The 25,408-nt window shown below is 38.3% G+C and carries 47 protein-coding genes; 7 read left to right on the top strand and 40 right to left on the bottom strand.

What is annotated here, in order from left to right; translation table 11 throughout:
* The 38 genes from JCM9152_RS18095 to JCM9152_RS22720 all read right to left on the bottom strand — a co-directional run bounded on the left by JCM9152_RS18095 (position 1) and on the right by JCM9152_RS22720 (position 20,713).
* The gene (locus JCM9152_RS18095) at positions 1-456 is read right to left on the bottom strand and encodes a hypothetical protein (RefSeq protein ID WP_035346737.1); all 456 of its coding nucleotides are present in this window, start codon (positions 454-456) and stop codon (positions 1-3) included.
* A gap of 41 nt (positions 457-497) precedes the next feature.
* A complete protein-coding gene (locus tag JCM9152_RS18090; protein WP_052016123.1) occupies positions 498-992 on the bottom strand; it encodes a phage tail tube protein in 495 nt (164 codons plus the stop codon).
* Positions 993-994: 2 nt separating this feature from the next.
* A complete protein-coding gene (locus tag JCM9152_RS18085; protein WP_035346736.1) occupies positions 995-1,393 on the bottom strand; it encodes a phage tail terminator protein in 399 nt (132 codons plus the stop codon).
* Positions 1,393-1,716, bottom strand: coding sequence for a minor capsid protein (locus tag JCM9152_RS18080; protein ID WP_035346735.1), 324 nt, complete (start codon positions 1,714-1,716; stop codon positions 1,393-1,395). The genes JCM9152_RS18085 and JCM9152_RS18080 overlap by 1 nt, the downstream gene beginning before the upstream one ends.
* On the bottom strand, positions 1,716-2,051 hold the full coding sequence (locus JCM9152_RS18075) for a putative minor capsid protein (protein ID WP_235715754.1): 336 nt from the start codon (positions 2,049-2,051) through the stop codon (positions 1,716-1,718). The genes JCM9152_RS18080 and JCM9152_RS18075 overlap by 1 nt, the downstream gene beginning before the upstream one ends.
* Entirely contained in the window at positions 2,051-2,449 is a 399-nt protein-coding gene (locus JCM9152_RS18070; RefSeq protein ID WP_035346733.1) for a head-tail connector protein, read from the bottom strand. The genes JCM9152_RS18075 and JCM9152_RS18070 overlap by 1 nt, the downstream gene beginning before the upstream one ends.
* Positions 2,450-2,482: 33 nt before the next feature.
* Entirely contained in the window at positions 2,483-2,764 is a 282-nt protein-coding gene (locus JCM9152_RS18065; RefSeq protein ID WP_148296541.1) for a hypothetical protein, read from the bottom strand.
* A gap of 11 nt (positions 2,765-2,775) precedes the next feature.
* Entirely contained in the window at positions 2,776-3,723 is a 948-nt protein-coding gene (locus tag JCM9152_RS18060) for a phage capsid protein (protein ID WP_081728110.1), read from the bottom strand.
* 19 nt (positions 3,724-3,742) lie between these two features.
* Positions 3,743-4,162: a phage scaffolding protein gene (locus JCM9152_RS22090; protein WP_235715757.1), complete on the bottom strand. Its 420-nt coding sequence runs from the start codon at positions 4,160-4,162 to the stop codon at positions 3,743-3,745.
* Positions 4,117-4,311 (bottom strand): hypothetical protein, encoded by a 195-nt coding sequence (locus JCM9152_RS22995; RefSeq protein WP_052016119.1) that lies wholly within the window; start codon positions 4,309-4,311, stop codon positions 4,117-4,119. The genes JCM9152_RS22090 and JCM9152_RS22995 overlap by 46 nt, the downstream gene beginning before the upstream one ends.
* Positions 4,312-4,441: 130 nt before the next feature.
* Positions 4,442-4,807 carry an Acb2/Tad1 domain-containing protein gene (locus JCM9152_RS18050; protein WP_035346731.1) on the bottom strand — a complete coding sequence of 122 codons (366 nt, stop codon included), beginning with the start codon at positions 4,805-4,807 and terminating at the stop codon, positions 4,442-4,444.
* A gap of 63 nt (positions 4,808-4,870) precedes the next feature.
* Positions 4,871-6,046, bottom strand: a complete 1,176-nt coding sequence (locus tag JCM9152_RS18045; RefSeq protein WP_035346730.1) for a phage minor capsid protein — start codon at positions 6,044-6,046, stop codon at positions 4,871-4,873.
* Positions 6,047-6,050: 4 nt separating this feature from the next.
* Entirely contained in the window at positions 6,051-7,559 is a 1,509-nt protein-coding gene (locus JCM9152_RS18040; protein WP_035346754.1) for a phage portal protein, read from the bottom strand.
* A 90-nt stretch (positions 7,560-7,649) separates the two neighbouring features.
* On the bottom strand, positions 7,650-8,309 hold the full coding sequence (locus JCM9152_RS18035; protein WP_035346729.1) for an AP2 domain-containing protein: 660 nt from the start codon (positions 8,307-8,309) through the stop codon (positions 7,650-7,652).
* A gap of 103 nt (positions 8,310-8,412) precedes the next feature.
* Positions 8,413-9,759 carry a PBSX family phage terminase large subunit gene (locus JCM9152_RS18030; RefSeq protein ID WP_035346753.1) on the bottom strand — a complete coding sequence of 449 codons (1,347 nt, stop codon included), beginning with the start codon at positions 9,757-9,759 and terminating at the stop codon, positions 8,413-8,415.
* Complete coding sequence (terS, locus tag JCM9152_RS18025) at positions 9,752-10,501, bottom strand: phage terminase small subunit (RefSeq protein WP_035346728.1); 750 nt, start codon at positions 10,499-10,501, stop codon at positions 9,752-9,754. Before terS ends, JCM9152_RS18030 begins: the two co-directional genes overlap by 8 nt.
* Positions 10,502-10,694: 193 nt before the next feature.
* The gene (locus JCM9152_RS18020) at positions 10,695-11,159 is read right to left on the bottom strand and encodes a hypothetical protein (protein WP_035346727.1); all 465 of its coding nucleotides are present in this window, start codon (positions 11,157-11,159) and stop codon (positions 10,695-10,697) included.
* Positions 11,160-11,174: 15 nt separating this feature from the next.
* The gene (locus JCM9152_RS18015) at positions 11,175-11,633 is read right to left on the bottom strand and encodes a hypothetical protein (protein ID WP_035346726.1); all 459 of its coding nucleotides are present in this window, start codon (positions 11,631-11,633) and stop codon (positions 11,175-11,177) included.
* Between the two features lie 170 nt (positions 11,634-11,803).
* A complete protein-coding gene (locus JCM9152_RS18010; RefSeq protein WP_035346725.1) occupies positions 11,804-12,310 on the bottom strand; it encodes a sigma-70 family RNA polymerase sigma factor in 507 nt (168 codons plus the stop codon).
* Between the two features lie 13 nt (positions 12,311-12,323).
* Positions 12,324-12,455 carry a hypothetical protein gene (locus JCM9152_RS23790; RefSeq protein WP_268870755.1) on the bottom strand — a complete coding sequence of 44 codons (132 nt, stop codon included), beginning with the start codon at positions 12,453-12,455 and terminating at the stop codon, positions 12,324-12,326.
* Positions 12,456-12,544: 89 nt separating this feature from the next.
* The gene (locus tag JCM9152_RS22085; protein ID WP_081728109.1) at positions 12,545-12,697 is read right to left on the bottom strand and encodes a DUF3954 domain-containing protein; all 153 of its coding nucleotides are present in this window, start codon (positions 12,695-12,697) and stop codon (positions 12,545-12,547) included.
* 69 nt (positions 12,698-12,766) lie between these two features.
* The gene (locus JCM9152_RS18000) at positions 12,767-13,531 is read right to left on the bottom strand and encodes a phage antirepressor (RefSeq protein ID WP_035346723.1); all 765 of its coding nucleotides are present in this window, start codon (positions 13,529-13,531) and stop codon (positions 12,767-12,769) included.
* 32 nt (positions 13,532-13,563) lie between these two features.
* Positions 13,564-14,328 (bottom strand): phosphoadenosine phosphosulfate reductase domain-containing protein, encoded by a 765-nt coding sequence (locus tag JCM9152_RS17995; RefSeq protein WP_201768801.1) that lies wholly within the window; start codon positions 14,326-14,328, stop codon positions 13,564-13,566.
* Positions 14,329-14,504: 176 nt separating this feature from the next.
* Positions 14,505-14,777 carry a hypothetical protein gene (locus tag JCM9152_RS17990; RefSeq protein ID WP_035346722.1) on the bottom strand — a complete coding sequence of 91 codons (273 nt, stop codon included), beginning with the start codon at positions 14,775-14,777 and terminating at the stop codon, positions 14,505-14,507.
* Positions 14,774-15,301, bottom strand: a complete 528-nt coding sequence (locus JCM9152_RS17985) for a Holliday junction resolvase RecU (RefSeq protein WP_035346721.1) — start codon at positions 15,299-15,301, stop codon at positions 14,774-14,776. Before JCM9152_RS17985 ends, JCM9152_RS17990 begins: the two co-directional genes overlap by 4 nt.
* Positions 15,302-15,314: 13 nt before the next feature.
* The gene (locus JCM9152_RS17980; RefSeq protein ID WP_035346720.1) at positions 15,315-15,515 is read right to left on the bottom strand and encodes a DUF6011 domain-containing protein; all 201 of its coding nucleotides are present in this window, start codon (positions 15,513-15,515) and stop codon (positions 15,315-15,317) included.
* Positions 15,493-15,669: a hypothetical protein gene (locus JCM9152_RS22740; protein ID WP_156315009.1), complete on the bottom strand. Its 177-nt coding sequence runs from the start codon at positions 15,667-15,669 to the stop codon at positions 15,493-15,495. The genes JCM9152_RS17980 and JCM9152_RS22740 overlap by 23 nt, the downstream gene beginning before the upstream one ends.
* Positions 15,666-16,673, bottom strand: a complete 1,008-nt coding sequence (locus tag JCM9152_RS21545; protein ID WP_052016116.1) for a DnaD domain-containing protein — start codon at positions 16,671-16,673, stop codon at positions 15,666-15,668. Before JCM9152_RS21545 ends, JCM9152_RS22740 begins: the two co-directional genes overlap by 4 nt.
* A 21-nt stretch (positions 16,674-16,694) precedes the next feature.
* Positions 16,695-17,027: a DUF6906 family protein gene (locus JCM9152_RS17970; protein ID WP_035346719.1), complete on the bottom strand. Its 333-nt coding sequence runs from the start codon at positions 17,025-17,027 to the stop codon at positions 16,695-16,697.
* Between the two features lie 18 nt (positions 17,028-17,045).
* Positions 17,046-17,450, bottom strand: coding sequence for a single-stranded DNA-binding protein (ssb, locus tag JCM9152_RS17965; RefSeq protein WP_035346718.1), 405 nt, complete (start codon positions 17,448-17,450; stop codon positions 17,046-17,048).
* Positions 17,443-18,399 carry a RecT family recombinase gene (locus tag JCM9152_RS17960; protein WP_035346717.1) on the bottom strand — a complete coding sequence of 319 codons (957 nt, stop codon included), beginning with the start codon at positions 18,397-18,399 and terminating at the stop codon, positions 17,443-17,445. The genes ssb and JCM9152_RS17960 overlap by 8 nt, the downstream gene beginning before the upstream one ends.
* A 79-nt stretch (positions 18,400-18,478) precedes the next feature.
* The gene (locus JCM9152_RS17955; protein ID WP_035346716.1) at positions 18,479-18,820 is read right to left on the bottom strand and encodes a hypothetical protein; all 342 of its coding nucleotides are present in this window, start codon (positions 18,818-18,820) and stop codon (positions 18,479-18,481) included.
* Positions 18,820-18,975, bottom strand: a complete 156-nt coding sequence (locus JCM9152_RS22735; protein WP_156315008.1) for a hypothetical protein — start codon at positions 18,973-18,975, stop codon at positions 18,820-18,822. Before JCM9152_RS22735 ends, JCM9152_RS17955 begins: the two co-directional genes overlap by 1 nt.
* Positions 18,976-19,184: 209 nt before the next feature.
* Positions 19,185-19,556 (bottom strand): hypothetical protein, encoded by a 372-nt coding sequence (locus tag JCM9152_RS17950; RefSeq protein ID WP_035346715.1) that lies wholly within the window; start codon positions 19,554-19,556, stop codon positions 19,185-19,187.
* Positions 19,557-19,575: 19 nt separating this feature from the next.
* Positions 19,576-19,848 carry a helix-turn-helix domain-containing protein gene (locus JCM9152_RS17945; RefSeq protein ID WP_035346713.1) on the bottom strand — a complete coding sequence of 91 codons (273 nt, stop codon included), beginning with the start codon at positions 19,846-19,848 and terminating at the stop codon, positions 19,576-19,578.
* A gap of 94 nt (positions 19,849-19,942) precedes the next feature.
* Positions 19,943-20,113: a hypothetical protein gene (locus tag JCM9152_RS22730; RefSeq protein WP_156315007.1), complete on the bottom strand. Its 171-nt coding sequence runs from the start codon at positions 20,111-20,113 to the stop codon at positions 19,943-19,945.
* A gap of 236 nt (positions 20,114-20,349) precedes the next feature.
* On the bottom strand, positions 20,350-20,514 hold the full coding sequence (locus tag JCM9152_RS22725; RefSeq protein ID WP_156315006.1) for a hypothetical protein: 165 nt from the start codon (positions 20,512-20,514) through the stop codon (positions 20,350-20,352).
* 22 nt (positions 20,515-20,536) lie between these two features.
* Positions 20,537-20,713, bottom strand: a complete 177-nt coding sequence (locus JCM9152_RS22720; RefSeq protein WP_156315005.1) for a hypothetical protein — start codon at positions 20,711-20,713, stop codon at positions 20,537-20,539.
* Between the two features lie 85 nt (positions 20,714-20,798).
* On the opposite strand from JCM9152_RS22720, the gene JCM9152_RS17940 reads away from it, so the two are divergent.
* Positions 20,799-21,002, top strand: a complete 204-nt coding sequence (locus tag JCM9152_RS17940; RefSeq protein WP_035346712.1) for a hypothetical protein — start codon at positions 20,799-20,801, stop codon at positions 21,000-21,002.
* Between the two features lie 43 nt (positions 21,003-21,045).
* Here the strand turns inward: JCM9152_RS17940 and JCM9152_RS17935 are convergent, their stop codons facing one another.
* Both JCM9152_RS17935 and JCM9152_RS17930 read right to left on the bottom strand, forming a co-directional pair.
* The gene (locus JCM9152_RS17935; protein ID WP_035346711.1) at positions 21,046-21,315 is read right to left on the bottom strand and encodes a hypothetical protein; all 270 of its coding nucleotides are present in this window, start codon (positions 21,313-21,315) and stop codon (positions 21,046-21,048) included.
* 22 nt (positions 21,316-21,337) lie between these two features.
* A complete protein-coding gene (locus JCM9152_RS17930; RefSeq protein ID WP_052016115.1) occupies positions 21,338-21,592 on the bottom strand; it encodes a helix-turn-helix domain-containing protein in 255 nt (84 codons plus the stop codon).
* A 155-nt stretch (positions 21,593-21,747) separates the two neighbouring features.
* On the opposite strand from JCM9152_RS17930, the gene JCM9152_RS17925 reads away from it, so the two are divergent.
* The 6 genes from JCM9152_RS17925 to JCM9152_RS17905 form a co-directional block, all read left to right on the top strand.
* Entirely contained in the window at positions 21,748-22,131 is a 384-nt protein-coding gene (locus JCM9152_RS17925; protein ID WP_081728116.1) for a helix-turn-helix domain-containing protein, read from the top strand.
* Positions 22,132-22,145: 14 nt separating this feature from the next.
* On the top strand, positions 22,146-22,727 hold the full coding sequence (locus JCM9152_RS17920; protein ID WP_035346709.1) for a hypothetical protein: 582 nt from the start codon (positions 22,146-22,148) through the stop codon (positions 22,725-22,727).
* A gap of 150 nt (positions 22,728-22,877) precedes the next feature.
* Positions 22,878-23,429, top strand: a complete 552-nt coding sequence (locus JCM9152_RS17915) for an ImmA/IrrE family metallo-endopeptidase (RefSeq protein ID WP_235715753.1) — start codon at positions 22,878-22,880, stop codon at positions 23,427-23,429.
* A 23-nt stretch (positions 23,430-23,452) separates the two neighbouring features.
* The gene (locus tag JCM9152_RS21540; protein ID WP_052016113.1) at positions 23,453-24,007 is read left to right on the top strand and encodes a recombinase family protein; all 555 of its coding nucleotides are present in this window, start codon (positions 23,453-23,455) and stop codon (positions 24,005-24,007) included.
* Positions 23,902-24,879 carry a recombinase family protein gene (locus JCM9152_RS21535; RefSeq protein ID WP_081728106.1) on the top strand — a complete coding sequence of 326 codons (978 nt, stop codon included), beginning with the start codon at positions 23,902-23,904 and terminating at the stop codon, positions 24,877-24,879. The genes JCM9152_RS21540 and JCM9152_RS21535 overlap by 106 nt, the downstream gene beginning before the upstream one ends.
* Before the next feature lie 16 nt (positions 24,880-24,895).
* On the top strand, positions 24,896-25,408 hold a 513-nt coding region (locus JCM9152_RS17905; RefSeq protein WP_035346708.1), incomplete at its 3' end, for an aminoacetone oxidase family FAD-binding enzyme.

Here is a 25,408-nt window from a genome sequence, read left to right as displayed (position 1 = left end):
CTACTTCTTTTTAGCTTTTTTGTTAAGGTATTCAGATTTCTTTGCTTCCACTTGCTCTGATCGCGCTTCCTCTAATTCTTCAATCCGCTTGCCGATGGCTAACCCAATAGGGTCTAATGCTTGTTCAAGTGCTGCAATATCAGGATAATATTCATAGATTTTTTTGAACGTACCATCACCGAAAACAATGTCGTATTGAGCTGCGATAAACTCTTTATTAACGTCTAAGGCTGCATCAACTGTTTCGATTTCGATATCATCAATATGTTCAATTTCATCTGGAAAGTGAATATGTTTTGCTTTCTCTTGTGCTTCTTTTAACTTTTCTTGCGCCAATTCTTCCACATTAAAAAAACGACGTAAATTTTCGATAGAACTATCAAACCATAGCTCTACCTCTCCCACTTTTACAGGGAACCCCGTTCTTTTAATATCAATTTTCACTTCCTGTGTCATCATAACCCTCCTCATAAATAAAGAGAGGCTCTAGGCCCCTCTTATCCTTCCTCTATTTGTTCTTCATCGCCCCCACCCGGGGGATCATTAGGAGTTAAATCTGTTTCTTTTGGAATTCGGTCAAAACGGATGTTACAAGAGAATGTTTCATAAGCGCTTGCGTCACCAGCTCCAGCAACAATGGCCGTCACTGTCGCACGACCAACCCACTCTTTTGTTCCATCGGCAGACACAACCCTGTGCCAAACCTTACGACCTTCTCCTGTTTTATATTTCAAGCCAGCAATAAACGCTTGTGCTGGATCTTCTGGATCATATACTCCTTCAGGTGTATAAGCTCCTGCGACGGATACAACGTCTGTTTCCGGCGTTCCATCCCCATCATAGTACGCTTCTTCTTCGGTTCCTTCTTGCGTATCATCACCGATAGTAGATATATATTTCGCTAATTCCAACCACTCTTCTCCCGGTTCTTCTTGTCCTGGTGTATACTCTTGTACAAAATGCCCTCGTAATGCGTTCTTAGCTCTTGCCATGATCATTCACTCTCCTTAAAAACTGTTATAGTTGCTTGCACATCCAATAAAAAAACAAACCATCCTTGATCATCTTTCTGATTAATAAATGGTTTGTTGGTTATAACTAATTCATCAAACTCAAAACTTCCGTCATTACTTTCTAATTCCTTCAGCTTTTCCAATTCAGATTGTACGAGCCATAGCGTTTGATGTATCTGACTCTGTAACTTTGACTTCATTGCAAATTCAAAATTTAGCTGCTGATCAGTAGTGCCGTCCATATACTCCATAACAACTCGCGACCCAGGCAACGGATAAACCACAAATGATTCTTCTTCCCCTAAATAGCCTGTTTTGCATTCAATTGAAGGCAACGGTATATGGTTTACTCTCTCCACTAGACGTTCAATAAAATCCATCACCAACCAGCTCCCCTCTTAAATGCATTTATCCAATCGCTTATAAAGATCGGCTTGGCTTTCATGTCCCAACGTGGCCCCGTTCCAGGTGTGGTGTAATTATACATTTGCATATAAAACAATACCCCTGCATATTTTGCGTGATAATTAATACTCGACCCATCCGAAGCAACAGTCATTTGTTGTCGTAAAGGACCCTCTTTAAAGGGAATGAATGGATTCATGTCTGCTGCAGCTTGATTGGCTGATGCTCTACGTCCTCTTATAACTGCTTGATCACTTAATTTCCGCCTAGCTCCTTGTAAATTAATGTCCAATCGCATCAGACCACTTCCAACTCGTATGAATAGATGGTCTTGTCGTATGCCTCATAGATTGGTATCACTTTTGTCACAACATGATCCTGATCATCGAAAACAAGCAGAGACTGTACCTTAAATGCTGGCAATGGTGTTGTGATTCCCTCATAACAAAAAACAACCGCGTTGTAGAGCAAAACTTTCCCGCTAGTTGATTGGCTATACTCTGACCCTCTGTCTATTCTACAGTTCTGAACCAAGACAGGAGTGTCATATATCGGCTCAGACCAATTGTTCACTCCCGTGTATTCTTTATAAACAAACGAGTCAATACAAAAGTCTTTAGGAGGTTTAGGCATTACCATGACCGCACCCCACTATACAAAAGACCTGTGCCCTCCAAGTAAATATAGACATCCTCAGCGATCAATGGCTTGCTCTCATTAGCGCCGCTAGGATTATACCTACTCGCATTTGACACGCTCGTTCTACCTGCCTGAAACGTCTGTGGAGAGTTATTAATAGATTCAAAGGTTGTTGCTCCTAAATCATTAAAATATTCAATTTGAGCACATAACCCTAGCTTGAATTGACGCACTCTCCAAGCATTATCCTTTTCAATGTCATAACGTTGGTAAAAATGACTTGTGACATTATCAAGGATGGCAGAAGCTTTAGGTAATAATTTATCAAACTGCTGTTCATCAAGATCGATACTAGTTAACCCTTGTAATTCTTCAAACGTGAGATAAGCCAACTCGTCCACCTCCCAATAAAAAGAGAAAGACGTTTACTCGCCTTTCTCATGTTCCTCAAGTAGCTTTTTGAGAGTGTCATTGCTCGCATTCCCTTTAAATTCAACCCCAAGAGCCGTAAGTTTTTCTTTGGCAGCTTCGCGGTCAAAATCAGCATCTTTGGGTGAAGCGACTAACTCGATGAAGGTGCCTTTCTTTTTGAGGTTTTCATGAACCTCTGCTGCACGTTCCTCTGTTATTTCAATTTCAGTATCTACTTCATATGCAACTTTCGTATGAATGTCTCTAAATTGTTTTAGCACTTTATACTTTGCCATTTTTATCACCTTTACCCTTCTGGAATTTCTGGAGTTGTTTCACCTAGAACAACCTTAGCAACTGCTTTTTTGTTGTCATCCAAAATGAATTCCCCAGCTTTTCCGGCACCTTGCAATGCCACACCGTCAAAGTCCTCCGATTCAATCGCACGAGAAGTATTAATACCAGTGAAGGCTTTACCAATATTAGTGATATATGTGTAAGCTACTTCTCCCTCTTGCAACATTGCATCTGGAATTTTTTCAATATCAAAATCTTTAAAGTTTAAGATTCTATTTTGATCAATATTTGCTGAAGATGATTTTGCGCTGGTTGTGAGTGGATGGTCTACAATAGCGTTATACAATTTCGCATTAACTTTAGCCACCTTTGTTCCGATAGCTTCAATGTTTGTGTAATACTCATCCAGTTTGTTAAATAGTTCAAGCACTGGGTCATTTTCGTATCCTGACAAGGTTTCAGTGCGCACAGCCGTACTTGAAATAAACTTACTGTGCTGTGCATTGAACTTCTTGATTTTAGCTTGGGCCTGCAAATCCAAACGATCAGCAACGGCAGCATCAAAATTGTTATTTACTGTGTGACGGTCAATCCCTTCATGATATAACCATTCCCAAGTATAAGGAACTGGCTTGTCTTTGTAGATGATCTCAGTACGGGGACCAAAGCGTGTGCTGTTTCCTGTACCGGATCCAAAGGCAGTATCCTCACCTTTGTCGTACTCAGCACCTACTACTACAGGAATGTCACTCGTCTTTACATAAAACGCTGTTTCATTATGCTGCACACCATCAAGCGCTTCAATTTCTCCGCCAAAAAAGTCGCGGAAATACGCTTGAGTACGGAAAACAGCTTGAAGCAACTGCTTGAATTGCATTTGATAACTACGAGCCGCTTTGTTTTGGTTTGCTGTACCTTCAGCAAAATATTGTAGATTTAATCGCATTTTCTTTTTCATTTCACATTACCTCTTTCTTTTAATCGTTATATTTAGCCAATTTCGCAGCGAACGGATCGGTTTCTGTAGAATTACTCCCACCGTTCGGATTACCGGGGGGAACGATCTGCGGTGAACTTTGGCTTTCTTCTGAATCGAATAGATAAGGATCACTTTCTTTCAAACTATCAAGCTGACTATCTAAACCTTTTAAAACGTCTCCATCAAGTTTAATCGTGTCCATATCAAGTAATGCTTTGAGTGCTTTCGTATTCTTGACCTTAGCCCCAGACAAAGTATTTTCAAGCTTGTGATCAAATGCCTGTTGCTCTAATTTTTTCTCTAACTCAGTCTTAGTTGTTTCATTCTCTCCTTTCAATCGATCAATTTCGGCAGTTAATTCCTCATTGTCCTTTACCTTATCACCAAGATCAGCAAGCTGTTTGTCACGATCGGCAATCTGTTGCTTGTAATCATTAATTTGACTCTCAAGACCATCAACTTGTCTGCCTTTGCCTTCACATCATTTAATGTCTTACCGTGACTTGCCATGACCTTATCGATTTGCTCATCTGTTAAACCTAATGCTTTCAATTCTTCTCTGTTCATGCTTCATTCCTCCTACATTGTTTTTACGTGGTAGAGTCCACGATGGAATAGCACTTTTTACGTTAGTGCAAACGAAAAGAATGTATAATAAAAAGCCCTGTTTATAACGTCTATTGGCTAAAGACGAGTTTTACTTTTGGTTAGTTCCTAACACATTTCTTTTAATCCGATTTTCAACACGCTCATTCATGTGATATAAAGCTTGTTCTACATGGTATAGGACTTTCTCATTCTCCTTTGAAGAGAAGGGTCCATTTTGAAATGAACTGATTCTATCTTTAACTATTTCTAGCAAATCGCTATCAATGACACCATGGATAGAACCATTCTCCTTTCTAGCACCATTCTGAAATTGAATTACAGTTTCTTTTGGAACTTGCAACCCTGCATCAGCTACAATTAAATACTCGTGATTCGCACCACCATTTCCTTTCTCATCTACTGCAAACACCCGATTTAATTTCTCTCGTTTTTGTACTGTTTCTAATTCCCTCATTTTTATCCTCTCCTTGTTAATTTTTTAATTAATGTGCTCCAAATGAGATAAAGATCATCTCACTTATTCTTTATATGAAAAATCCTCTAGCAATGTAGCTAAAGGAGTATAAACCTTTTCTCTTTTGTAATTTCTTCTTAAATATCTGCCATTGCTTTCTAGATGTTTTCTCATAGCAGCTTGTCTTTTTCTGACCATTCTCCGCCAATGATCAGCGTTGTCACTGCCCAATTCTTCAGCGATCATAAGGTTCTTTTTGTACTTTACGATCTCTCGCTCAATGCGACGCTGTGTATCTCTAACCTTTGCGACTTTTTCGTTCAACTCCTTGTCGTAATGCGGTTGATTATTGGTGTTGACACCTGGAATAAAAGGAATGTGCAAATGTCTGCAATTTGCTCCCCTATGGCCTCCGGCTGTTCCATACTCAGCTTTCCAATATGGATCATAAATACTTTTGTACTCGCTACCCTCCGGTATTTCACTAGGATGTCTTAAATCCACCACATGACCTTGAATTAATGAACACTGATCCCTGGCACCTACTAAGCTAGTAACAACAACCGTATATACGCCATATTCAGCCATACGCTCCGTTCTAACCTCATTGAAAGTGTTTCCTAGTGTTGACTTCAAAACAGTGCGTGTATAGCCTTCAATGCTTAATGAGCGACCTCTACTATCTGTAAAAGTAGATTTGATTCCTTTCTGAGCCATTTCTGTAATAGCACGTTCAACTGACTCCTCGAATGTGTAGATGCCTGTATTAAATAGTGCAGATGTACGGTTCAATACATTTTGATATGCAAGTGCAGCTGTCCCTCTTCCGTAGTTGGAAGTTATAAGAGATTGATTGACGTAATTATTAATATTGTCCCACGCTTGGTTATAGTAGCCCCTCATAATGTCATCCAACTGGTTAGGCACTGGCTTAGTAGGATATGGCATAGCGCGATCTATGTCTTGTATCATCTCTCTTCCAGCTTCCTCAAACATTCTATTGATCTCTGATTCTGCCACCTCTGTAACCGAAGATAGATGACGAGCCACATCGTTATTGAACAACCTTAACTCGGCCATTTTTCGAGCTTGCCAGTAGGTGATATCATCTGAACCGTCTTTCAAGCGCTTGATCATACTCCTAATTATTTCACCCTCGAGACTGTCATAGAGTTCAGACATGTTGCTGGACCATAAGTCTAAATGATCGGGTGTGATTCTTGGACGTTTAGGATCCATTTAATCACTCCTCATCACCAAACATTCGCCTTGCAGTACGCTCATTAATCTCAGTAGGATCAATTCTTAACTGCTCTCTTTCAATTTCATCGACCCACTGTTCTGCCGTCTCTTTCGGCACTTTAAACACCCGTTGTATGACCTCAACCGTAGGGATAAAACCAAATGTCTTCGCTTGACCATAAAACCTGAGCAATGCTGCGCGATCCTGAAATACTCCGTCATCAAAATCTACGCCAATATGCTCAAAGGTCGGTATCTCGCCGTGAAACAATTTAAATGTCTTGGCCAATTCCAATACAGATACAACTAATCCTTTAATAAATTGCTCAACCTCATAAACATGATCATTCCTAGTGCGGTAGGTTAAGTCATTTTCACTTACAACCTCAGTTGCTGTTTTCATGCTTCTACCGTCAAAAGAGAAAGTGCCTACAGACAGTTTCATTTCCATCTCTAGCGTCCTAAGCGATTGATTAATGGCAGCGATATATTGCTCGGTTCGAATATCATTGGTGACATCTTTAACAAATTCCTCGTCGCTACCCATACGCATTGACTTATATACATTCACATCAGGATCAAACACTTGAACAGGAGGCTTTCCACTCTCATCTGGTAAAGTGTTCAGCATTTGGTCACTAACAAACACTGTACGTTGGCCCATTTTGATTTCCCACCAAAATTGGTCGTAGGTATCATTGATTTTTTTGAGAGTAGATATTGAGTTATCAGCAATCCCCAAACCTAACGGACTGTGTGGATTAATATTATTAAATCCGGATGGTTTAAGGTAATTGGGCAAAGGACGCGATAACCCTTTAATATGCGTAACTTCCTCCATACCTTTGTATAACTCATCTAGTGACACACGCTTACCTACTTCAGAAGGGCTTTCAGACTTGTAAAGCTCATTTGTGATTACATATATGCTATTACCTTCCTTGTCTTTCTCCCACTCATGAAATTCCAATAACGTATAGTAAATGGTTCGGTTGCCTTCTGTTTTTGTCGTAACAGATTTCATGACTCCCTCTGAAATGCCATTACTATTGCTTCGTAACGGGAAAAAGGCATTGGCTAGTGCCCATGAGAATTCAATCTCGCGAGTTTCATTGTTCACGTATGGCCTAACTGTCAGTCCACCAAGAGCAAACGTAGGCTCAAGGTAATCAGCAAGATTCTTTTTGAATTTGTTATGCTCAAATACATGCTCGATAAACTCATGCGCTGATTTAAAACTGTTTTCCTTCTTCTCTTCGTCTTTTGCATCCGAAATAGTAACTTCGCATTGTTCATTAAAGACTAATCCAGATAACACATCAGCGCTCAATTTCCGCATATTAAGTGACATATAATCGCGCGTCTGCAGATGGCCATGCGAATTAATATATTCAACCTGCGGATAATCACCTTGATATTGTTTTAAATTTCGTTCAATTCGAGCTAACTCTTTAGGATCGATGTTGATCTTCGGGTGATCGTTGATTGATTTTAAATCCTTCCCAGACAAAGCGTAACCTCCTCTCTTAAATAGATTTTTGATTCGTTGGATAACGTTCACGGCTTCACCTCCTAGAAAAGAGCATAAGAAAAAGCCACCCTATAAGAATGACTTTCCCCAATACTTCAATTCGGCTTGTTTACGTGACTGTTTAGCATCTTCTAAACTTTCATACAAACCGATATATATTTTCTTTTTATTATGAGAAATTGTTACTCTATATTTGTTGCGGTCTTTATCCCACTGAACTCCTTTTATGCCAGTAGTGTTATCTTTTCTTAACCTTTGATTTCTTGATTGAACGGTTCTATTTTCCCACACACAATTACTTTTATTGTAATCCTTATCATTGTCAATTCGTTCAATAGTATGATTTGAACTCGGTCTATTACCCATATCTACAATGAATTTTTCAAAGGATTTCCAGCAATCACAAACTCTAATTCCTCGTCCACCGTAATACTCATAATCTTTATAGTTTTGGTTGTCACAACGTTGTAGCATAGTGGCCCATATTTTATATTCTGGTGATTTTCTACTATGTCCATGAATTATACTCGCTTCAGACGTTCTTTCTTTTTGTAAACATCCACAGCTTTGTGTGTACCCGCTTTTCAACTTGGAAGCTACCACCATTGTTTCATTCCCACACTCACACAAACACTTCCATATCGCTTGTTTGTGCTTATTAGACCCTTCCCTTTTTATAACGGTCAATCTCCCGAATTTCTTACCCGTCAAATCAAGAGCCTTTCCCATATTAACAACCTCCCGTAGTTGTTCCCGAATTATTTTAAGAGGGCAGATAGTCGGGAAACTATCGTTCAGGAGCTACCCTAGCCCTCATTACTATTATATCAAATTAAATCTTTAACCTAAAGTCTCTTGCGTTTGCAGTGCATAGATATTGGAATTCGTCACAAGTATGGTCCGATTCCTTAATTACACGAGGATCCTCTGAATTGAGCGTTTTTTCATCAAATTGATATTTCTTGTGTTCCTCAATGAAAATATCGTTGCTATCAGCATGCTTTAATCCAGTTGAAAAAGGCTTTTTGAGATAATAAAAACGACCTTGCGCTAACAGGTCGTGTACTAAATCGATCATATCTATTTTCTTTTTCTTGGCTACAGGGTGCCAATGCTGTCCGTAATCTTTAAAATACTGATTTCTTAGAGCTGCTTCTGCACTATCAATGGTCCTTTTCTGGATTCTTGCACCTTTCCAATGTTCACAGGTAGATGTTGCGGTAATGAACTCATGTATATCCTTCGACAACTCGCTAGGCGCCTTCTTTCTCACTTGGCCAGCTGGACTGTAGTAATAGCTATTTAATCGGATCACTTTCCCCTTTGCTGTTAAACCATAGCACCCACATGAAGTTGCAGAAACTGAATGCCCTGTATCCATTGAATAATATATCGCTATGATCCTATCATCACTAGGCAGCTCGTCCAACTTTTTAAACAAATTCATGTTGTAGACATTTGTTCCGAGTCCAACCGGCTCCCCGAGGTATAAGTACCGATAATACTCATAATCGTTTTGCTTAATACGATTGATATCCTGCAACATCTGGTCTGTAACAAAGCCCAGCTCATCGTCCATATAACTCGAAGAGTGTACCAAGTAGTTATCTTCTCCTACCATGCTGTCAGCCCACTCATTGATCCATGAGTACGGATTACGTGGCGGATTGTATGACCAAAAGAAGCGTACAATATCGGCTAGTGGATGCTTCTGGCGCATGAATGTTACTTTTGATTGGTCAAAGTCCTCTACATTATCGAACTCAGCTGCTTCCTCGAACCACACAGCAATAATGTGGCCAATATCATTTGATTTAAGCTTCCGGAAGTCATCCTGGCCGTAAAAGTAAAAAGTGGACCCTGTGGCCTTGTGAACTATCTTGAACGGTGCGACTGTACACTTAAATTGATTAAAAATGTCAAACTTACCTAAAGCCCATTGTATTTTTAGATACACAGAATCTCTTATCGTATTGGCCACTTTACGAATAACAACGACGTTAGCCTTTTCTCCTTTTCGTAAATACCAGAGCATCATATAAACAAGCAGCAAGGCTATAACAGATGATTTGAAGGAGTTACGCCCACCCTTCAAGATGTTGTATGGCTCTTTCGTCTTCCATACACGCTTGAAATGGGGGTTTATCTCTTTTTGTATATCAATGGTCGGTTTACTCATTTTCATCAGCCCACTCGTCCACGATGTTGATAGCTACAGGACCTCCGCCATCATCTTTATTTCGTATCTCCTCAATTTCAGCCTTTGTCTTATCCACATTAAGTTTCATCTGTTCGAGCTTAAGTCTTCTCTCATCGTCTTCATTTGCCATATCGTTAAACTGTTTAATCAAGTTCCTCAGCTCACTCATTGCTCTGGATTGCGCAGTAAGAAATGTTGCCTGCCTATCCCACGCGAATTGATACTCATATTCTGTTTCTGTCGGCACAGATTCAATACCTTCACCTGTAGGGATATTCTCAAACTTTTGCTTCTTGATTTCTTTCACTAACTCTTGCTTGGACTCAACAAACATGATTTGCTGAGCACGGATAATAGCAGCATACTGTATCTCGATTTGATCATATATGAGATCCGCAGGAGATCGTTCCTGCATAACCTCAATAATCTCCATCGTCTCAGAAGGGAGGAATTTAGAAAACAGACCATGAGTCGATGCGTTCTGATTACCTCGAGGCGCCGCTCCTCCTCTGTTACCTTTAGCATTAATATTACCTGTAGGTGCACCTCGTTTTTTTGTGTGCACACTTTTTGTTTTGGGTGCACCCCTTGTGCGGTTCCAACCATACCGCTTCTTCCACGACTTAACGGTGTTAAGCGATACGCCGTACTTCTCGGCAATATCTTTATATTTCATCCCTTTGACATAATCTTTCTCGGCTTGTATATGTTTTTCAGCCATGCTACATCACCTGCCACCTCCAACGTATTATGTTTGTTTTGGGAATATAAAAAAAGCACCCACATTGGGTGCTTATAATTTCAACATAGCTCTTTTAATTTTTATCCCTTGTATGACAAAGACGATTCACTATATCCCTTATAGGACAGGGATTCCTTCAAGAAAGAATTCATATCAGCTATATTTCTTTTAATTAAGCATACTTATCAACAAAAATGTCTCTATATAATTGTTTTCCATGAGAACGTGATATTTCTATTCTAATAGTAAATAACCTTGCTTCTTTGCCTTTTTCATCTTTAAATGAATTTAACCCTTCAATATTGCTATCTAGGATATCTCTAAAGTTTAAAATTGATATCAAGATAACCCTAAACATTACTTGAAATTTTGAATTTAGCATTTTTCTCATTTTTCTTTTTCGATCTTCATTCATATTTGCATTACTATTAATTTCTTTAATTATTTCTGTTCTATGTTTCATTATATCTCTATAAGCGTAGATCGGCATAAAAAATGTTAAGATTAATACATTCATCAATCTAATATGGTAATCTTTTTTTGAAATGGTTTTATAGAATACCCTCAGTAAAAAGCCAACAAGGATAGAGATGATGTAAACAACAATCGCATAAACAAAGAAATTGTCAATTAACATTTTTATCACTCCCTTTTAAGCTGGCTTTTGTTTTAATTCACTAGCAATAACTGGTATATATCTCTTCCCATTATTGATTACTTCTAAACCCAAAATAGAGATCAGTACCAAAAAACTTACCGAATAATACATATCAGCATTAAATTCTGGTATCATCCCAGTGATAAAATTGCCTTCAACCCCAGATAATGTATAACCATCTGTTGTCTCAGTCAATTCCATTAACCCAAAGAATCCAGCTGCATCAACACTTGTTAGAATAATTGCAATTGTTACGCCCAAAACTCCAATTATCCTTTCTATGCCTTTGTTATAATATGCAACATTGGTGTAATCGATGATAAGCATTAAGAAAAAAACTAACTTAGAAGCAAAATAAATTTTAACTTCCATATCAGTTGCTGGTTGAAAACTTATTAATGTGATATTTATAAGTATTATAGCTGCCCTGAAGACAGATAATAACAATCTCATATTATCGACCCTTTAATAACAGTAGTAATAATTTACTATTTTATGGCATATTATCACAAAAAGCAATAACTTTGTGAAAATTATTAAATATTATTGCCTGTTTTAATTAATGTTTATTTAAAAGAGCTTTCTATCTATATATGGCACGTGTACGACACTTGCATGACAAGCTATGAGATTTTTTTATTTATTTTGTTCTTTGCACGCTCCACAAACTTCTGAACAGATGAACGAGTAATCCCTAATTCCCTAGAAACCTCCGCATAACTCATCCCATAGCACATATGCAAGATGTAGCACTGCCTCTCCCTATTAGAAAGCTCCCACAATATATCAACTAGCGCTCTCTTATCATGATCACCTAACGATCGCTCTCCCTCATCCAGCTGTAGCGACGGGAATAAGTCCATGTCCAGTAAGGCAGTCCGTTGATACACAGAGCGACGATCAGCGCCACGACGGTTACCTGGTCTTCTTCCGCGCTTCAGCCATTGCAAGGAGTAGCTAAGGTCCGACACCATCCCACCGACTACACTCTTTTCATCAAACTCCTCTTCAAGCTCTGTCCAACCTTCAACAGGTTCACTTTCCTCTTTATTTAATGATTCCCTATATCCTTTTAAATTCTTTTCCGCCTCTGAATATTCCTCAATCATCTTCTCTACCCATGTCGACATTTTAATTCCCCCTTTAACGTTGACGTAATGAGCCACGACGGCGGCTATATGTTGGGCGATTCGCCCCCATTAACTCTTGCCATTCTCTTCTGCTTTTCTTTTCATTCTTTACGGCTTTCGTCTTTTTCTGTTTAACTTGATTCATGACAATTCTCCTTTCACATAAAAAGAGGACACCAAATGATACGGGTAATCCGTAATCAATCAGTGTCCTCGGTTCTTCCGTAAGACCATTTATTTAATTCTCAATCGTTCACTTTTAATGACATCTAGCACCTTTCCATCTTTCCATATAGCGGTGTATTCTCCATGACCACACTCAGGGGCTTCTATCTTTGTTTCTACTCCATCTTTTACTACGATAATATAATTAGTTTCTTGTTTCATAGTACCCCTCCCGGATGATATAATAAGTATTACCAGTACTTAGTCATTCCGAGAGGGATGGCTTTTTTATTACCCTGACATTAACTCCTGGTCCATCATCGCAACAATTCCTCTCTTTTCGAGTACTCGATGGATAAACAGCCTTCCTCTTTGTGTCCAGTGCGTATTCATTCTCACATCTGGTGTCCCGTCAGAACGTTCGATATCCACCGTATAAGATTTTGTATATCCTTTATCGTGGTAAGTAGATTTAAGAAGCCATTGACCACGCTGTTTAAATTGGATACCTTCCTCTTTTAAAATTTGATTCAATGTTCTCGCTGACATACCATAATCCTTGGCGATCTGAGTCGTGGTTACTGTATTTTTTGATTTAAGTATTTCATCAACATAATTAGCTTTCTCTTCGTATATTGCTGCACGTTGTTCAAGCAACTGCACCTTTTTCTGTTCCTCAATCCATTGCTTAGCTCTTTCCACTGGGTTCTCAATCATATAAGAAGGCTGTACGTCAAAACGACCAGTCTTCCTAATCGTAGGTAATACCTGCTCTGTCACCCAATCCGTGAATACTTCCGCTTCTTCTTTATCACTACGGAAAATCAACTTGTATAAGCCAGCTTCATTAACTATAGATAACAACTGCTTTCCGCCAGGGGTACTCACGTGATGAGCACCCTTCTGTTTATCGCTCAATCGTCGCAATGCACTATCTGTTCTTTTGATATCGAGTATCTGACATACATCCTTTGCCACAAACCATGCTTCTCCATCAATCACGATCGTACGTACAGCTTGATTCTCATAATCAAATACCTTCTGCAGTTGATTCATCTTCTTCACTCCTTCATCATGGTTTTTACATACTACGCACCAACTTTAATTCCAACATGATCCTCCAGATAGATTGGTTCTTTCCCTTTCATGAACATCGTGTGACCAATTTTCTTTTCAAGTTCAACATACTCTTTATATAGTTCTGGACGTTGCTCAGCGCCGTGTCTTAAATCATTTACACAACCCATAATACAAAATACACAACTCAATCTTTCGTTCTTTTCGTATGCCCAGAAAGGTTTTTCTCCTACATCACGAATTGTTTGAAAAACTTCCTCTGTGGTGAAATAGAATATAGGGAGCCAATCATAAACGTGTCTGGTAACTCTCTTGTTTACGCTCTGCGTTTTGTTGTAAAAAAACGGTACTTTCTTTGCTCTAGCCGTGGACTCTTGTGCTCTCAAACCCATGACATTAACAGCAACAGTTCCACCACGTTCTTTTAGATCGTTACGGATAAATTTAAAGATAGGACCACGTTTTAAATCGCTGGTACATTGTCGGTAAGCTGCGCTTGGCCATTTTCCTCTCCGTTCAACCATTTCAAGAAAAGTCTTTTTAGCTCTAACAACATTCAACTTATGATCTGAATATTTCTTAATATGATCCTGGACTCCGTTCCACTCGACCTTCCCCAGATCTGAATGGACAAGAACAATCTGCTCACTAGGTAAGACCTTTTTTAATAATCCGTACATAGCTTGCGAATCTTTCCCCCCAGAGTGAGACACATAGAAAATAGCTCCATCACTTATAAGTTCCTTAATCTCTCCAGTAATAAAAACTTTTGGCACAAATTTCTCCTCCTTTGTTTCGCAATATCTCTCTACAGTGCATCACTCCAACGCATCCTCAATCGCTTGACTAATTCTCGATTGAGACATGCATATAATTACTAATTCCTTCTTCATCCTTAAATCGTTTTGCTTTGACTTCTTTTAGATTCATGTCTACTCACCCCTAAGTCCCATTAAAAAGAATAATTCTCCTTAACGCCCCAAGCCATTTTCTTCTTAGCAAGATCCTTCATCTTAATCCCGTAATACTTTGCTATTTCAAAATCTAGCTTCCCTTCATGACGCATTAGCTTATACGTCTTTAAATCTAATTTTTTAGCATAGAATCGAGGTTGCTTAACTGGCTCTTTATCGGCAATGATATCTTCATACTGTCTCTTTTTTGACAAGAGATCTTGAACCTCAACCGGATCCAGTTGATAAGTAATTACCTTAGTCGCCCTCATTGATTGATCACCTTCTCAAACTCCAACTTATCAACCGTTTCAAGGTAATCTAATGGCACTCCCCTGCCTCTATTCACTTCGAATGCATAGATATCAAGATCATCTAACGGAATGCTTTTGCGCCCACCTTTTTTGGCTTTCTCCATGTAATGACGGATCGTTTCAACTGGTAAAAGGAATACACGATGTAAAGGTCGTATCTCCACCAACAGGAAGGCGATAGCTCCGTTCTTATGTGCGAGTTCTAAATAATCGTATTGATGCTTAGAAAGCATTGATAAAGGGAAGCGCTTCTCCCCTGTTGACTTTGCCTCAAATACTATCGATTTCCCTTCGTAAATACCGTCATAATCGACGGTAGACTTTTCTTCAAAAAAGCCACTAATCACTCGCTTCCCTTGTGATTTAAGCACTTTAACAGGAGTAGGACGCTTGTTGATAATGGCCATACCCTTACTCGCGTACTGCTGATCCGTGACATTGATTAAATGCTCAAAGGCCATTCCTCGATTACCGTATCCCATCAATATCCCTCCCTTATCCGGCTAGTTCCTCATTCAATTCATCCATAAAGTTCTGTTCCTGGTCTTTGTTAGCTTGGGTTAGCAATTCAATTGAATCTAACTCTTGTGGCTCTTCTGCTGCCTTCTTAGCGCAGGTGGGGCCATATCCTTTTTTTCGACTACTCTCTGACTTAAGAGCTCTTCCACAACGTTTACACTGCACTATCTCGGTCATAGGTTACCCCTGCCTTTCGTAACATGCTTTGTAATTCTGTTAGTGTCAGACTAGCAATCTCATTACGGTTTATATCGCGACTAGTAGTTAAATGGTCAATCAGTTCTTCTCTTTTGGCATCAATGGCCGATCTCAGCAATCCATGCTGATTCATGTCATCACTCCTTGTTCTTTTCGTTTCTTGCGTTCTTCTAGCAAATCTGTAAAGCTCTTTTCCGGTTGAGCCGTTTCGTTTGATTTAGGCGTAGGAGGAGCTTGTCCGTTCTGTTCTTCTTCCTCGTACCATTTAGGCATTTTGTCTCTCCTAACATCTTTCCTTCTCCAATGATTACTCTTAGGATGGACAACGTTACTCTTTTTCTTTTCCGCTTTCTGTTTTTCATGACTCCTAATGGCGTGGATAGATTTCAAATTAAGCGACACCCAATCTTTTAAAATCGCTTCAGTGTACTTGAAAGACCGAGTGTTATTGCTCAGTGTTAATTTCATAGCCGCTATGACTATTTCATCATCAAGATCCTCACACCAAGCTGAAATGCTCTGTGACATGAATGGGTTTAAGACACCAAAGTTCTCTTGATAAAAACGATGCGCGTTATGCGCGTCTTCTTTATCATCATCTTTATAGTTCTTATCATTCTTTACATTCTTGTTTATGTCCGCGCTCTGTTTCCCTTGTGTTTCCCTCGTGTTACTAGAAACACCTTTTTGATTTTGAATACCTTCTCCTGTATGGCTTTCGCCTGTTTCTTTTGTGTTACCCCAAACACTACTTTTGTTATTATCTGAATTTTCTGTTTGTTGGTATTTATCCCAACTTAAAATGGTAACAAGTGTATATTTTTTACCGTTCTCTCCATTGTCAATTTGAATCATTTGTTGATTAACTAACCAATCCAATACATTCTTTACACTCTTTGGATTAGGTTCATCCCACTTGGTGTTTTCATACCAACCCACAGCTCTAGCAATAGCTCTTACAGACGTTAAATGTTGTCCTCTCTTAATCGTCATAAAGCTTCCGTCTCGCATTGGGATTTGTTGCTCCTGGTGATTGACCATGTATTTTAAATACTGCCAAATACGATGATAAAGAGGAGGCATTTGCCATATAGCGCTGTCAAGTTCCTGCCGATAATCCTTTATAAAGCCTTGCACTCGTACCTCCTCCCTTTCTCATTACAAATGAATAACCAACTGGTCTTCTTTCTCTCGATGAACCAAATGTATTTCTGTTCTAAGCGACTTCACCACTAACCACTCACTATGATTCAGCCCATTTTGCTCCATTAACAGCTTTTGACGCTTCGTAGGACGTTTTCCTTGTTTCATAACTTTGAATCCCTCCTTCCTCTCACAAATGGCTGTCATGCCTTCTATTCGGATCAGGGTGAGCTCAGGATGACTTTTTGCTAAGTATCCCAAGACATACTTTTTGAATAAGGCTGCACGATTCTCATAACCCTCAGTCATCCATTTATAGTCGTGAGGAATTGGTATTTTATGTTCCATCACAATCCCCCTCGCTCTCTAAAACGGCAAGTCATCATCTGATATATCAATTGGTTGGCTTTCATTGGCAAATGAATCTGCAGGAGCTTGTCCACCCTCTGAACGACGCGTCTCCAAAAACTGCACACTTTCGGCCACAACTTCTGTAACAAAAACTTTACGTCCTTCGTTGTTATCATAGCTTCGGGTTTGTATGCGGCCGTCAACTCCTGCTAAACTACCTTTTTTCAAGTAGTTTGCTACATTTTCAGCGATCTTTTGCCAAACGACACAGTTAATGAAATCTGCATCTCGTTCCCCTTGCTGATTCGTGAACGTACGATTTACAGCAAGCGTGAAGTTTGCAACAGCAACTCCATTGGGCGTGTACCTCAGTTCAGGATCACGCGTTAAACGTCCAACTAACACGACTCGGTTAAGCATTAGGTTCATCATCTCCTACATATTCATCAGCTTTCCCCTCTAAATATTCGACCATTTTCTTCATGTCACTAAGGCTCCAATTCTTTGGGTTACCATCAATTTCTAAATCAAATAAAGCAATTGACTCCATTTGCTCTTTTCCTAGTCCGAGTTTCGAACTTAACTCTTTCACACGAATAGATAACTTTTTCCATTCATCATCAATTTCTAATGCCTTATTCTTATTTCCATGATTAGACTCCAAGCGCTTAATGTTCGGATCATCATATTCGATTACCTCACGCATTGGCATTTCTTCTTGTGTGACTAAACCACTAATATTAAACTGCCTTTTTAGCACAATAACCTCTGCAACCTTACGGATCATAGAACTTGGGTAGTTATCCCACACAGGATTTCTACCTGCAGCATTCTTATATTCTTGAAAATCGACTACAATGATGGCAGGCTCTCTTCCTTTTCTTTTACACACAGCCCAAGCACCTGTTATTTGACCTCTATCAGCACCAAACTCATGCTGAATCTCTTTGGTCATTGGGTTAAAGTGAAACTTATCTTTTGATCTGATTTCAAAACTGTTTAACTCTTCAAAGTCCTCGTCGCTCTGCGCTACCTTTACATAACCATCACGACTTGTCATGATGATTGGATCTACACCCTCATAATCAATTTCTCCACTAGGAAGTCGTTTATAATCCCAATTCCCTTGAGCGTCTTTTACTTTTTTGGGTCTCTTCACAAACCAAATTTCTTTTGCAAAAGGATCTAATTGATACCGTTCTGCCAGATGCATAAACATTTCTAATTCATCATCGGTAGCACCCTTCGCTACAGTATTCTTTATGACTTTGATTTTTTCCGATGAAAAATGAAGCAATGAACCAGTGGTAGTGGCAAGCTCATCACTATTTTGATCTGGTACTAAATCTGTAACTTTTTCCTCGCTCATTCATAGAACCTCCTTGATTTTTATTGGAGGATTACCTATACTTTAGTTACGAGTTATTGTATAAGTAATCCAAGGATCATCAGACGGCATTCTGGTGATCTTTTTTTGTTCTTGAAACCCTAAAGTACTCAAATACTTCGTTCCAATCCTTAAACGTGTAATAACACCCAAACCCATGACCATCATCCACACGAACGTTGTGTCCACCTGGTAGATCAATAGAGTCATAATGCATCAACTCACCGTTGATATATTCTGGATGCAAATCTTCAACATTTAATCGCCTACTTCTGACAGTACCGAAATACTCTGCTTTACGACCAATAGGCAGTTCAAACTCTGAAATAGCACCTTCATTGTGCTCCCTATACATGAGTGGTTTAATCAGTTCTAACTGATCACCTGGTTGTAACTGCGACATCATGCATCCTCCTTTCGATAAACTACTAACACTTGGCCAATGCCACTTAACTTAAAATCTAATACTTCCACGTCACCATGATCTTCTAGCCACTTGTTCATTTGATCAGCATTCAAACACGTTTTAACAGCTAAATTCCCTGCTACTTCTTCCACTACATACGCCTCCTATTCTTTTATCAAAGATCAAATACTTGGTGCCAGCTGCACCGAGGGAGCCACGACGTTGAGAGATAGGAGGATCAATAAGCAACGTCTTTTGGGATGGACATGGATCGTCATGGCTCCCTCGGCAAAGCCAACAATTGATGCTTGCCGAATCAACATATAGTTGATAAACTATTTACATAAGTTAATTTTCAAATTTATGAAGCGTGAACTGTGCCAGCAGTTTGCGCTTCTTCTATTTCAATTGATGGACCATACTTCTTTTGGAACTGAAGACGTCTAGTTGCAATCGTGCAAGCTAAGTTGTACATATGCTTTCTCTCCGTACTCTTTTTGTCCATACCATAATGAGCGCGTAACATCATTGCTTTATTCATTAGTGCGTGAGTCATGATCTTCATTTCCATTCCATCTAGCTCTGCCTGAGTGCGATATGTAATCACTTTATTAAGTGCAATATCAATCAATCGTTTATACGATTCTTCCTTGCCTTTCTTGCTAAATTTCAACGTATCGATCACCATCTGTATTTCTGCTCGCTTAAATCCTTCTAACGCTTTTAGTTTCAAAATTCTTCGCCTCCAATTTTTAAAATAGAATTAAGCTAATCCAACCTACTAACGATAAACTTGATAACAATTGCATGAGTGCTGCAATGTCGACACCGCATATAACAGCTGCTGCTATCTCTGGTGCATTCGTTACCTGAAACCACCTGATCAAATCGGATGCTTTCAATTCAAGCTTGTCGTTTTCTAATCTTGAGACTGCGCTGCGAGACAAAAACATCTTTTCTGCTAATTCTTCTTGGCTTAATTCAGCGTTCAACCTCACTTTCTTGAGTATTGATCCAAACTGCATTTCCTTTCTCACCCCCTCGATGTGCAGATATTGCACATAACTTGCAAGGCATTAACAACAAAATGTCTAGGTAACTAGTAAAATTGAGTTAAGGCTAACCTGTCTCCTTGTTCTTCTTAGCTTTTTGTTTTTGTTCGTGGTCAGCAAGGATACGCTGAATTTTCTCTTGTGACATTCGAGGGATAGTGGTTCTCTCGAAGTACCACCTTATCCAATCACAAGTCTCTTGGCTTGGTTGAACAATGATTGGTTTGTTTCCTGGCATTAGTTAAATCACCTCCTATCGGGGTACTTAAACAACTTCTTATTGGTTTTTAGTTCCACCTTTTTCTAGTAAACTGGTTCTAGAAAGGGGGTGTTACATATGTCCTTAACAGATAAAGAAATTGCTTTGGAATTAACGAAGTCCTATATTGAGCATTTAAATGAAAGAATAAAAAGTAAATCTATTACTGGTTCTCATGCGAATGCAGAAAGTATTTCTAAAACATTTAAATACTTTTACTCAACTGTAGAAAATTGCGGCAAATCAGCTGAAAAAGAATAAGGCCCTAACTCAGAGTGAAGAAGGTTAACAACTTTGGCGAGTTCTTCTTCACTCCACCCTTTTGACTCAACAAAATCCATCAATTCATTAGATTTAATAAGAGTATCTTTTAAAGACATCAATCACACCTCCTTACTGGGGTTAGTTAGTTCTCTCTTGAGAAACAAACTTGGATAAGTTTACATGCATCTTAATTTCGAGCTCTGCGTATTTATTTGGCGCAGAGTTTGAGATTCGATAATTTACAATACCTTTCAAATCCAATCCATCTAGCGTCATTGTGTTGTTCTTGATTTCAAGGTTGTGTCGTGCTGACATTGGTCACACCTCCTTCCCGGGGTTAGATGGCTTGTTTCTTATTTCCTTTTTCTAGTAAACTGGTACTAGAAAGGGGGTGTTATATATGGCTTATAGAGAAGAAATAGCTGTTGAAATTCAAAAACTTGTTGAAAAAGCTCCTGCAGGTGTCAGCTCTCATCATTTAAAAGATTTCAAACAACAAGATGTAGTTGATACTGTGAATAGGCTGCACCTGAAATATCCTAAAGTCATTAGAGATACTTTTATTGATCACGCTAAGTACGCAACCATTGAAATCGAGAAGTAACACTTTCTTCCCTCTCGAACCGCCATTCGAGGGGGCACAATCCTTACTTTTCTGACTCGACCGTGTTCATTAAGTCGCTTATCTTCTTTAGATCAAGCATCAATGCTGTTTCTCTAGTGATAACTGAAGGTGCATACTCTACAAAGATTTCTGGTTTGCGTTGTGGGGATAGTCGTATCTCAATCGTTCCAATCCCCTTTTCTACCTGAAAACCATTGAGTTGACAAACACCTTCGCTACAAATCATCTCGCCGTCTAACTGAACAAGGATTTCTTTTACGAGATACGGATTTAACTTTTGTTTGATTATCATCAATCACACCTCCTTCCCGGGGTTAGATGGCTTGTTTTGTATCATCTTTATTATTGATAAGTTTTTTATCATAATTACTAAAAAAAAGATCCGGAAACAAAGATTTCATATCGACGCCAAAAAAATTCTCATATTTAACAAGAGTTTCTCTTCCTGGATTAACAACACCCTTTTCTAATTTTCGTACATAGATAGTTGAAATTCCTAGTTTTTCGGCAAGCTGTTGTTGAGTTAAATTTTTCTCTTTTCTCAGTTGAAGTATTTCTTTTCTTTCCATTTGCATCACCTCGTTTCTTGATAAGTTTTTTATCACTGAACTAAATATACATGATAAGTTTTTTATCGTCAATAGTTTTTTTGAAAATAATTTTATCAATGATAAAAATTTTATCGCATATAGTCTATAATGGGAGGTGATTAGAGGTGCTATTAATGGAAAATAAAAATGAAATTTTCGGTAAAAGGTTAAAGAAATTAAGAGAACGAACTGGAACAAATCAAGAGACGGTAGGAAAAGCTATTGGCATTTCTCGTGCTCGATACTCTCACTATGAAAACAATCATGTAGAACCTGACATAGAATTGATAAGAAAATTAGCGGATCATTTCAAAGTCAGTACTGATTATTTGTTAGGGCGAACAAATGATATTACTAGTCCAGACAACGAGCTCGAAAAAATTAAAAATAAAATAGCAACCGAATTTCCTGACATTGACCTAATGTTTAACGATTTAGAATCAATGACAGCCGAGGATCTGAAAGAAGTGTATGAGTATATTAAATTTAAGAAGAGCCAAAAAGATAACAAAGAATAAAGGGGAGACCAATTTTGAACAAAGTTAGCTTATTTTTCATTCTAGTAATTTCATTAATAGTAACTGGATGTTCAAATAATGAACCAACACAACTTTCTTATGAAGAAATTGAAGGTATGCCATTAGATGAGCAAATTAACTCTATTATTGAAAATACCGAACTAATAGAAGATAAATATGAATTAATAATTGATGGTAGCTCTGTTGCCATTGTTTACCCTGCTGAATATATATCTGATGACAGGTTAGCGCTTGACGACAGTAAAGAAAGTTTTCCTAATTTAGCAATGACGCTTGTTGAACATTTAAAAGTTTTAGAAATGGATGAATTAGTAATCACATCTTATGAGCCATCCACTGAATTGACAAAAGTTTCTGCATTATTTCTCAAAGAAAGTATAGAAGAAATTGACTTTGAAGAGTGGGAAGAAGAAAAAAGTAAATTTCCACAAAGGTTTTATAGATATTCTGATGCCTTTTTAATTAGAGGGAATGTATGGGATAAATTAGATGATGAAACTCAGGAGAAAATCGGGCGACAGTCAAAAAGTTATGACAGTCAGTTTTGGGATTATTATGGTAGTTATATTGAATAAATAAAATACAGACAATACTTGCGCTAGCACACAAGAAGAATATAAAACTAAAAAGAAAGAATTGCTAGGGTTATAAAGGTGTACTAGATACACTTTTATATTTTTTGAAACTAAACCGAACACACGTTTCTGTATTTGGGGGTCTTGCTGTTGAACACGCACATTGAAGATTATATTTATGAACTATATAAAACGATCGGAGTTAAACATCCTAGCGATTTAGACATGATGTATATAGCAAAAAAGCTAGGTGTTGATATTTTTTATAAACGTAGAGCATACCGTCTTGATAATGAAATTTTGTTGACCAAAGGCACTAAGATCGAAGAGTGGATGATGTTTGGCCATGAAGTTTGTCACTATTTACGACATAGCGGAATGCAATTAAATATGCACTACCTTTTCAGAGATCTCCAAGAATACCAAGCTGACTATTTCGCTTATCACTTTTGCGTGCCTACTTTTATGTTAGACGATCTGCCTGATATTTCAATTCATCTAATCATGAACACATTCAACGTGGATTATGATTTTGCACTGAGACGACTAGAAATGTATCAACACAAGCTTTATCAGACGACACCAAGAAAATCTTTGCAACCAGGTAAAGTTTATAACTCTACATTATCAATTTTAAAACAACTAAAACAGCAAGTCGGAGAAGAGAAATTGAGTTATGACATTAAGCGTTTATTACAATGATATCAAAACTGAGGAGCATGTGTATGAAAACTGCTGTATATGTACGTGTTAGCACAGAAGAACAAGTAAAAGAAGGCTATTCTATATCCGCTCAAAAAGAACGATTAGATGCCTATATTAAGTCTCAAGGTTGGGAACTTGTCAGTTATTATGTTGATGAAGGTGTTTCTGCAAAAGATACGAACAGACCAGAGTTACAACGGATGCTAAAGAACATTGAAGAAGGTTTTATTGATGTTGTCCTGGTTTATCGACTTGACCGTTTAACGCGATCTGTGTTGGATCTCTATCAACTTCTCGAATCCTTCGAAAAAAACGGTTGTCACTTTAAATCAGCAACCGAGGTTTACGATACGACTACAGCTATCGGTAGATTATTTATAACATTGGTAGCAGCATTGGCTCAATGGGAGCGAGAAAACCTAGGTGAACGTGTCCGAATGGGAATGACACAAAAAGTACGTGAAGGTGAATGGCATGGAAGCACCCCTCCATATGGATATCAATTAGACAACGGGTCACTTGTTATAAACCTGAAGAGTCTACTACAGTCCGAAATATATTCAAGTGGTACCTAGATGGATTAAGTGATAGGAAAATCGCCATTAAATTAAATGATATGGGTATTGATACTAAGAAAAACACAGGAGTTTGGCGAGAAAATCGTATTAGATACTTACTAACAAACCCAACTTATTGTGGCCACTTACGTTGGAACTATCGTGTAAATAAAGAACAATATTTTGAGGTTCAAAATGCGGTACCTTCAATCATCGATGAAGAAACATTCTTAAAAGCTAAAGAGATTCGTGAAGGTAGAGCCAGAGTTCATCCACGTCAAGCAACAAGCTCTCATGTCTTTAGTGGCTCTCTTCGTTGTGCTAGATGTGGAGCCTCAATGAAGGGACACAAGAAAACAAATGAAAAAGGTGTACATTATCGTTCATATCGTTGTATTAATCGCTACGAAAAAAAATGCGACATGCCAATGATATCCGAAAAGATACTTGAAAAAGTATTTGTTCAATTCTTCGAAGAAATAAAAATACAAAACACAGCTACTCCTAAAAAAAAGAAAAAAGAGGTATATAGAGTTAAGGAATTGACCAACGAATTAGAACGTATCAAAAACCGGCGAAAAAAATGGCAATATGCTTGGGCAAATGAATTAATGACAGACGCAGAATATATGAGTAGAATTAATGAGGAGAATCAAATGGAAGATGAAATCACCTTAGAAATAAATCAATTAACTGCGTCTTCCTCAAATAGTCTAGATTCAGACAAAATTAACATTATTAGTACTTATATTCAGGATAATTGGGAAGAAATGAGTACGATTGAAAAGAAAACATTTATTCAAAATACGGTTGATCGAATCGTTATTGAGAAAGTAGAAGCTAAAAAATTGATTGACCGTGTTGAAATTAAAGAGCTTAAATTTAGATAGCGGAAAGGTGTTCAATATGCAAGATGTCATTGTTATTGGTGGAGGTCCATCTGGACTAATGGCTTCAATTGGAGCTGCAAGCCACGGAGCAAAGGTTCTTTTATTAGATAAAGGAGATCGTCTAGGTCGTAAACTAGCGATCTCCGGAGGAGGTCGTTGTAATGTTACAAACCGTAGTCCAATTGATGTTTTAATTGCAAACATCCCAGGTAATGGTCGGTTTATGCACAGTCCTTTTTCTGTTTTCAACAATGAAGACATCATAGCTTTTTTTGAAGGGCTTGGCATTTCGTTAAAGGAAGAAGATCGCGGGCGTATGTTTCCTGTTACTGACAAAGCAAAAACAGTTGTTGAAACATTACTCCGGAAAGTAAAAGAACTTGGAGTAGAAATAAGAGTAAATACACCTGTTAAAGATTTAATATTTAAGGAAAATCAAGTTGATTCCGTACTCCTTGAAAATGGGGAACAACTACAAGCTAAAAAAGTGATAGTTGCAGTCGGAGGGATGTCTATTAGTCATACTGGG

The organism is Halalkalibacter hemicellulosilyticusJCM 9152 (genome assembly GCF_000513115.1).
Lineage (GTDB): Bacteria > Bacillota > Bacilli > Bacillales > Bacillaceae_D > Halalkalibacter > Halalkalibacter hemicellulosilyticus.
Note: the sequence above shows the minus strand (reverse complement) of the source record. Positions and strands in the feature narration are given on the sequence as shown.

Coding starts and splice junctions, on each gene's coding strand:
- ssb (WP_035346718.1), bottom strand. CDS start 17,450: ATGCTTAACCGAGTCGTGTTAGTTGGACGTTTAACGCGTGATCCTGAA.
- JCM9152_RS17985 (WP_035346721.1), bottom strand. CDS start 15,301: ATGGGATACGGTAATCGAGGAATGGCCTTTGAGCATTTAATCAATGTC.
- JCM9152_RS18015 (WP_035346726.1), bottom strand. CDS start 11,633: ATGAGATTGTTATTATCTGTCTTCAGGGCAGCTATAATACTTATAAAT.
- JCM9152_RS18000 (WP_035346723.1), bottom strand. CDS start 13,531: ATGAATCAACTGCAGAAGGTATTTGATTATGAGAATCAAGCTGTACGT.
- JCM9152_RS17925 (WP_081728116.1), top strand. CDS start 21,748: ATGGAAAATAAAAATGAAATTTTCGGTAAAAGGTTAAAGAAATTAAGA.
- JCM9152_RS18075 (WP_235715754.1), bottom strand. CDS start 2,051: ATGCCTAAACCTCCTAAAGACTTTTGTATTGACTCGTTTGTTTATAAA.
- JCM9152_RS18090 (WP_052016123.1), bottom strand. CDS start 992: ATGGCAAGAGCTAAGAACGCATTACGAGGGCATTTTGTACAAGAGTAT.
- JCM9152_RS17930 (WP_052016115.1), bottom strand. CDS start 21,592: ATGGAAAGAAAAGAAATACTTCAACTGAGAAAAGAGAAAAATTTAACT.
- JCM9152_RS17960 (WP_035346717.1), bottom strand. CDS start 18,399: ATGAGCGAGGAAAAAGTTACAGATTTAGTACCAGATCAAAATAGTGAT.
- JCM9152_RS22725 (WP_156315006.1), bottom strand. CDS start 20,514: ATGTCTTTAAAAGATACTCTTATTAAATCTAATGAATTGATGGATTTT.
- JCM9152_RS18045 (WP_035346730.1), bottom strand. CDS start 6,046: ATGGATCCTAAACGTCCAAGAATCACACCCGATCATTTAGACTTATGG.
- JCM9152_RS18095 (WP_035346737.1), bottom strand. CDS start 456: ATGACACAGGAAGTGAAAATTGATATTAAAAGAACGGGGTTCCCTGTA.
- JCM9152_RS17935 (WP_035346711.1), bottom strand. CDS start 21,315: ATGATAATCAAACAAAAGTTAAATCCGTATCTCGTAAAAGAAATCCTT.
- JCM9152_RS22085 (WP_081728109.1), bottom strand. CDS start 12,697: ATGAAACAAGAAACTAATTATATTATCGTAGTAAAAGATGGAGTAGAA.
- JCM9152_RS22720 (WP_156315005.1), bottom strand. CDS start 20,713: ATGTCAGCACGACACAACCTTGAAATCAAGAACAACACAATGACGCTA.
- JCM9152_RS21535 (WP_081728106.1), top strand. CDS start 23,902: ATGGCATGGAAGCACCCCTCCATATGGATATCAATTAGACAACGGGTC.
- JCM9152_RS21540 (WP_052016113.1), top strand. CDS start 23,453: ATGAAAACTGCTGTATATGTACGTGTTAGCACAGAAGAACAAGTAAAA.
- JCM9152_RS17970 (WP_035346719.1), bottom strand. CDS start 17,027: ATGGAACATAAAATACCAATTCCTCACGACTATAAATGGATGACTGAG.
- JCM9152_RS18080 (WP_035346735.1), bottom strand. CDS start 1,716: ATGCGATTGGACATTAATTTACAAGGAGCTAGGCGGAAATTAAGTGAT.
- JCM9152_RS22995 (WP_052016119.1), bottom strand. CDS start 4,311: ATGAACAGAGAAGAATTGAAAGCATTAGGTTTAACAGATGAGCAAATC.
- JCM9152_RS17990 (WP_035346722.1), bottom strand. CDS start 14,777: ATGAGGGCGACTAAGGTAATTACTTATCAACTGGATCCGGTTGAGGTT.
- JCM9152_RS17945 (WP_035346713.1), bottom strand. CDS start 19,848: ATGCAGTTTGGATCAATACTCAAGAAAGTGAGGTTGAACGCTGAATTA.
- JCM9152_RS18035 (WP_035346729.1), bottom strand. CDS start 8,309: ATGGGAAAGGCTCTTGATTTGACGGGTAAGAAATTCGGGAGATTGACC.
- JCM9152_RS17955 (WP_035346716.1), bottom strand. CDS start 18,820: ATGTCGCAGTTACAACCAGGTGATCAGTTAGAACTGATTAAACCACTC.
- JCM9152_RS18010 (WP_035346725.1), bottom strand. CDS start 12,310: ATGTCGACATGGGTAGAGAAGATGATTGAGGAATATTCAGAGGCGGAA.
- JCM9152_RS18030 (WP_035346753.1), bottom strand. CDS start 9,759: ATGAGTAAACCGACCATTGATATACAAAAAGAGATAAACCCCCATTTC.
- JCM9152_RS18060 (WP_081728110.1), bottom strand. CDS start 3,723: ATGAAAAAGAAAATGCGATTAAATCTACAATATTTTGCTGAAGGTACA.
- JCM9152_RS17940 (WP_035346712.1), top strand. CDS start 20,799: ATGGCTTATAGAGAAGAAATAGCTGTTGAAATTCAAAAACTTGTTGAA.
- JCM9152_RS22730 (WP_156315007.1), bottom strand. CDS start 20,113: ATGCCAGGAAACAAACCAATCATTGTTCAACCAAGCCAAGAGACTTGT.
- JCM9152_RS18065 (WP_148296541.1), bottom strand. CDS start 2,764: ATGGCAAAGTATAAAGTGCTAAAACAATTTAGAGACATTCATACGAAA.
- JCM9152_RS23790 (WP_268870755.1), bottom strand. CDS start 12,455: ATGAATCAAGTTAAACAGAAAAAGACGAAAGCCGTAAAGAATGAAAAG.
- JCM9152_RS18020 (WP_035346727.1), bottom strand. CDS start 11,159: ATGTTAATTGACAATTTCTTTGTTTATGCGATTGTTGTTTACATCATC.
- JCM9152_RS18050 (WP_035346731.1), bottom strand. CDS start 4,807: ATGAGGGAATTAGAAACAGTACAAAAACGAGAGAAATTAAATCGGGTG.
- JCM9152_RS22740 (WP_156315009.1), bottom strand. CDS start 15,669: ATGAATCAGCATGGATTGCTGAGATCGGCCATTGATGCCAAAAGAGAA.
- JCM9152_RS17980 (WP_035346720.1), bottom strand. CDS start 15,515: ATGACCGAGATAGTGCAGTGTAAACGTTGTGGAAGAGCTCTTAAGTCA.
- JCM9152_RS18085 (WP_035346736.1), bottom strand. CDS start 1,393: ATGGATTTTATTGAACGTCTAGTGGAGAGAGTAAACCATATACCGTTG.
- terS (WP_035346728.1), bottom strand. CDS start 10,501: ATGGCTGAAAAACATATACAAGCCGAGAAAGATTATGTCAAAGGGATG.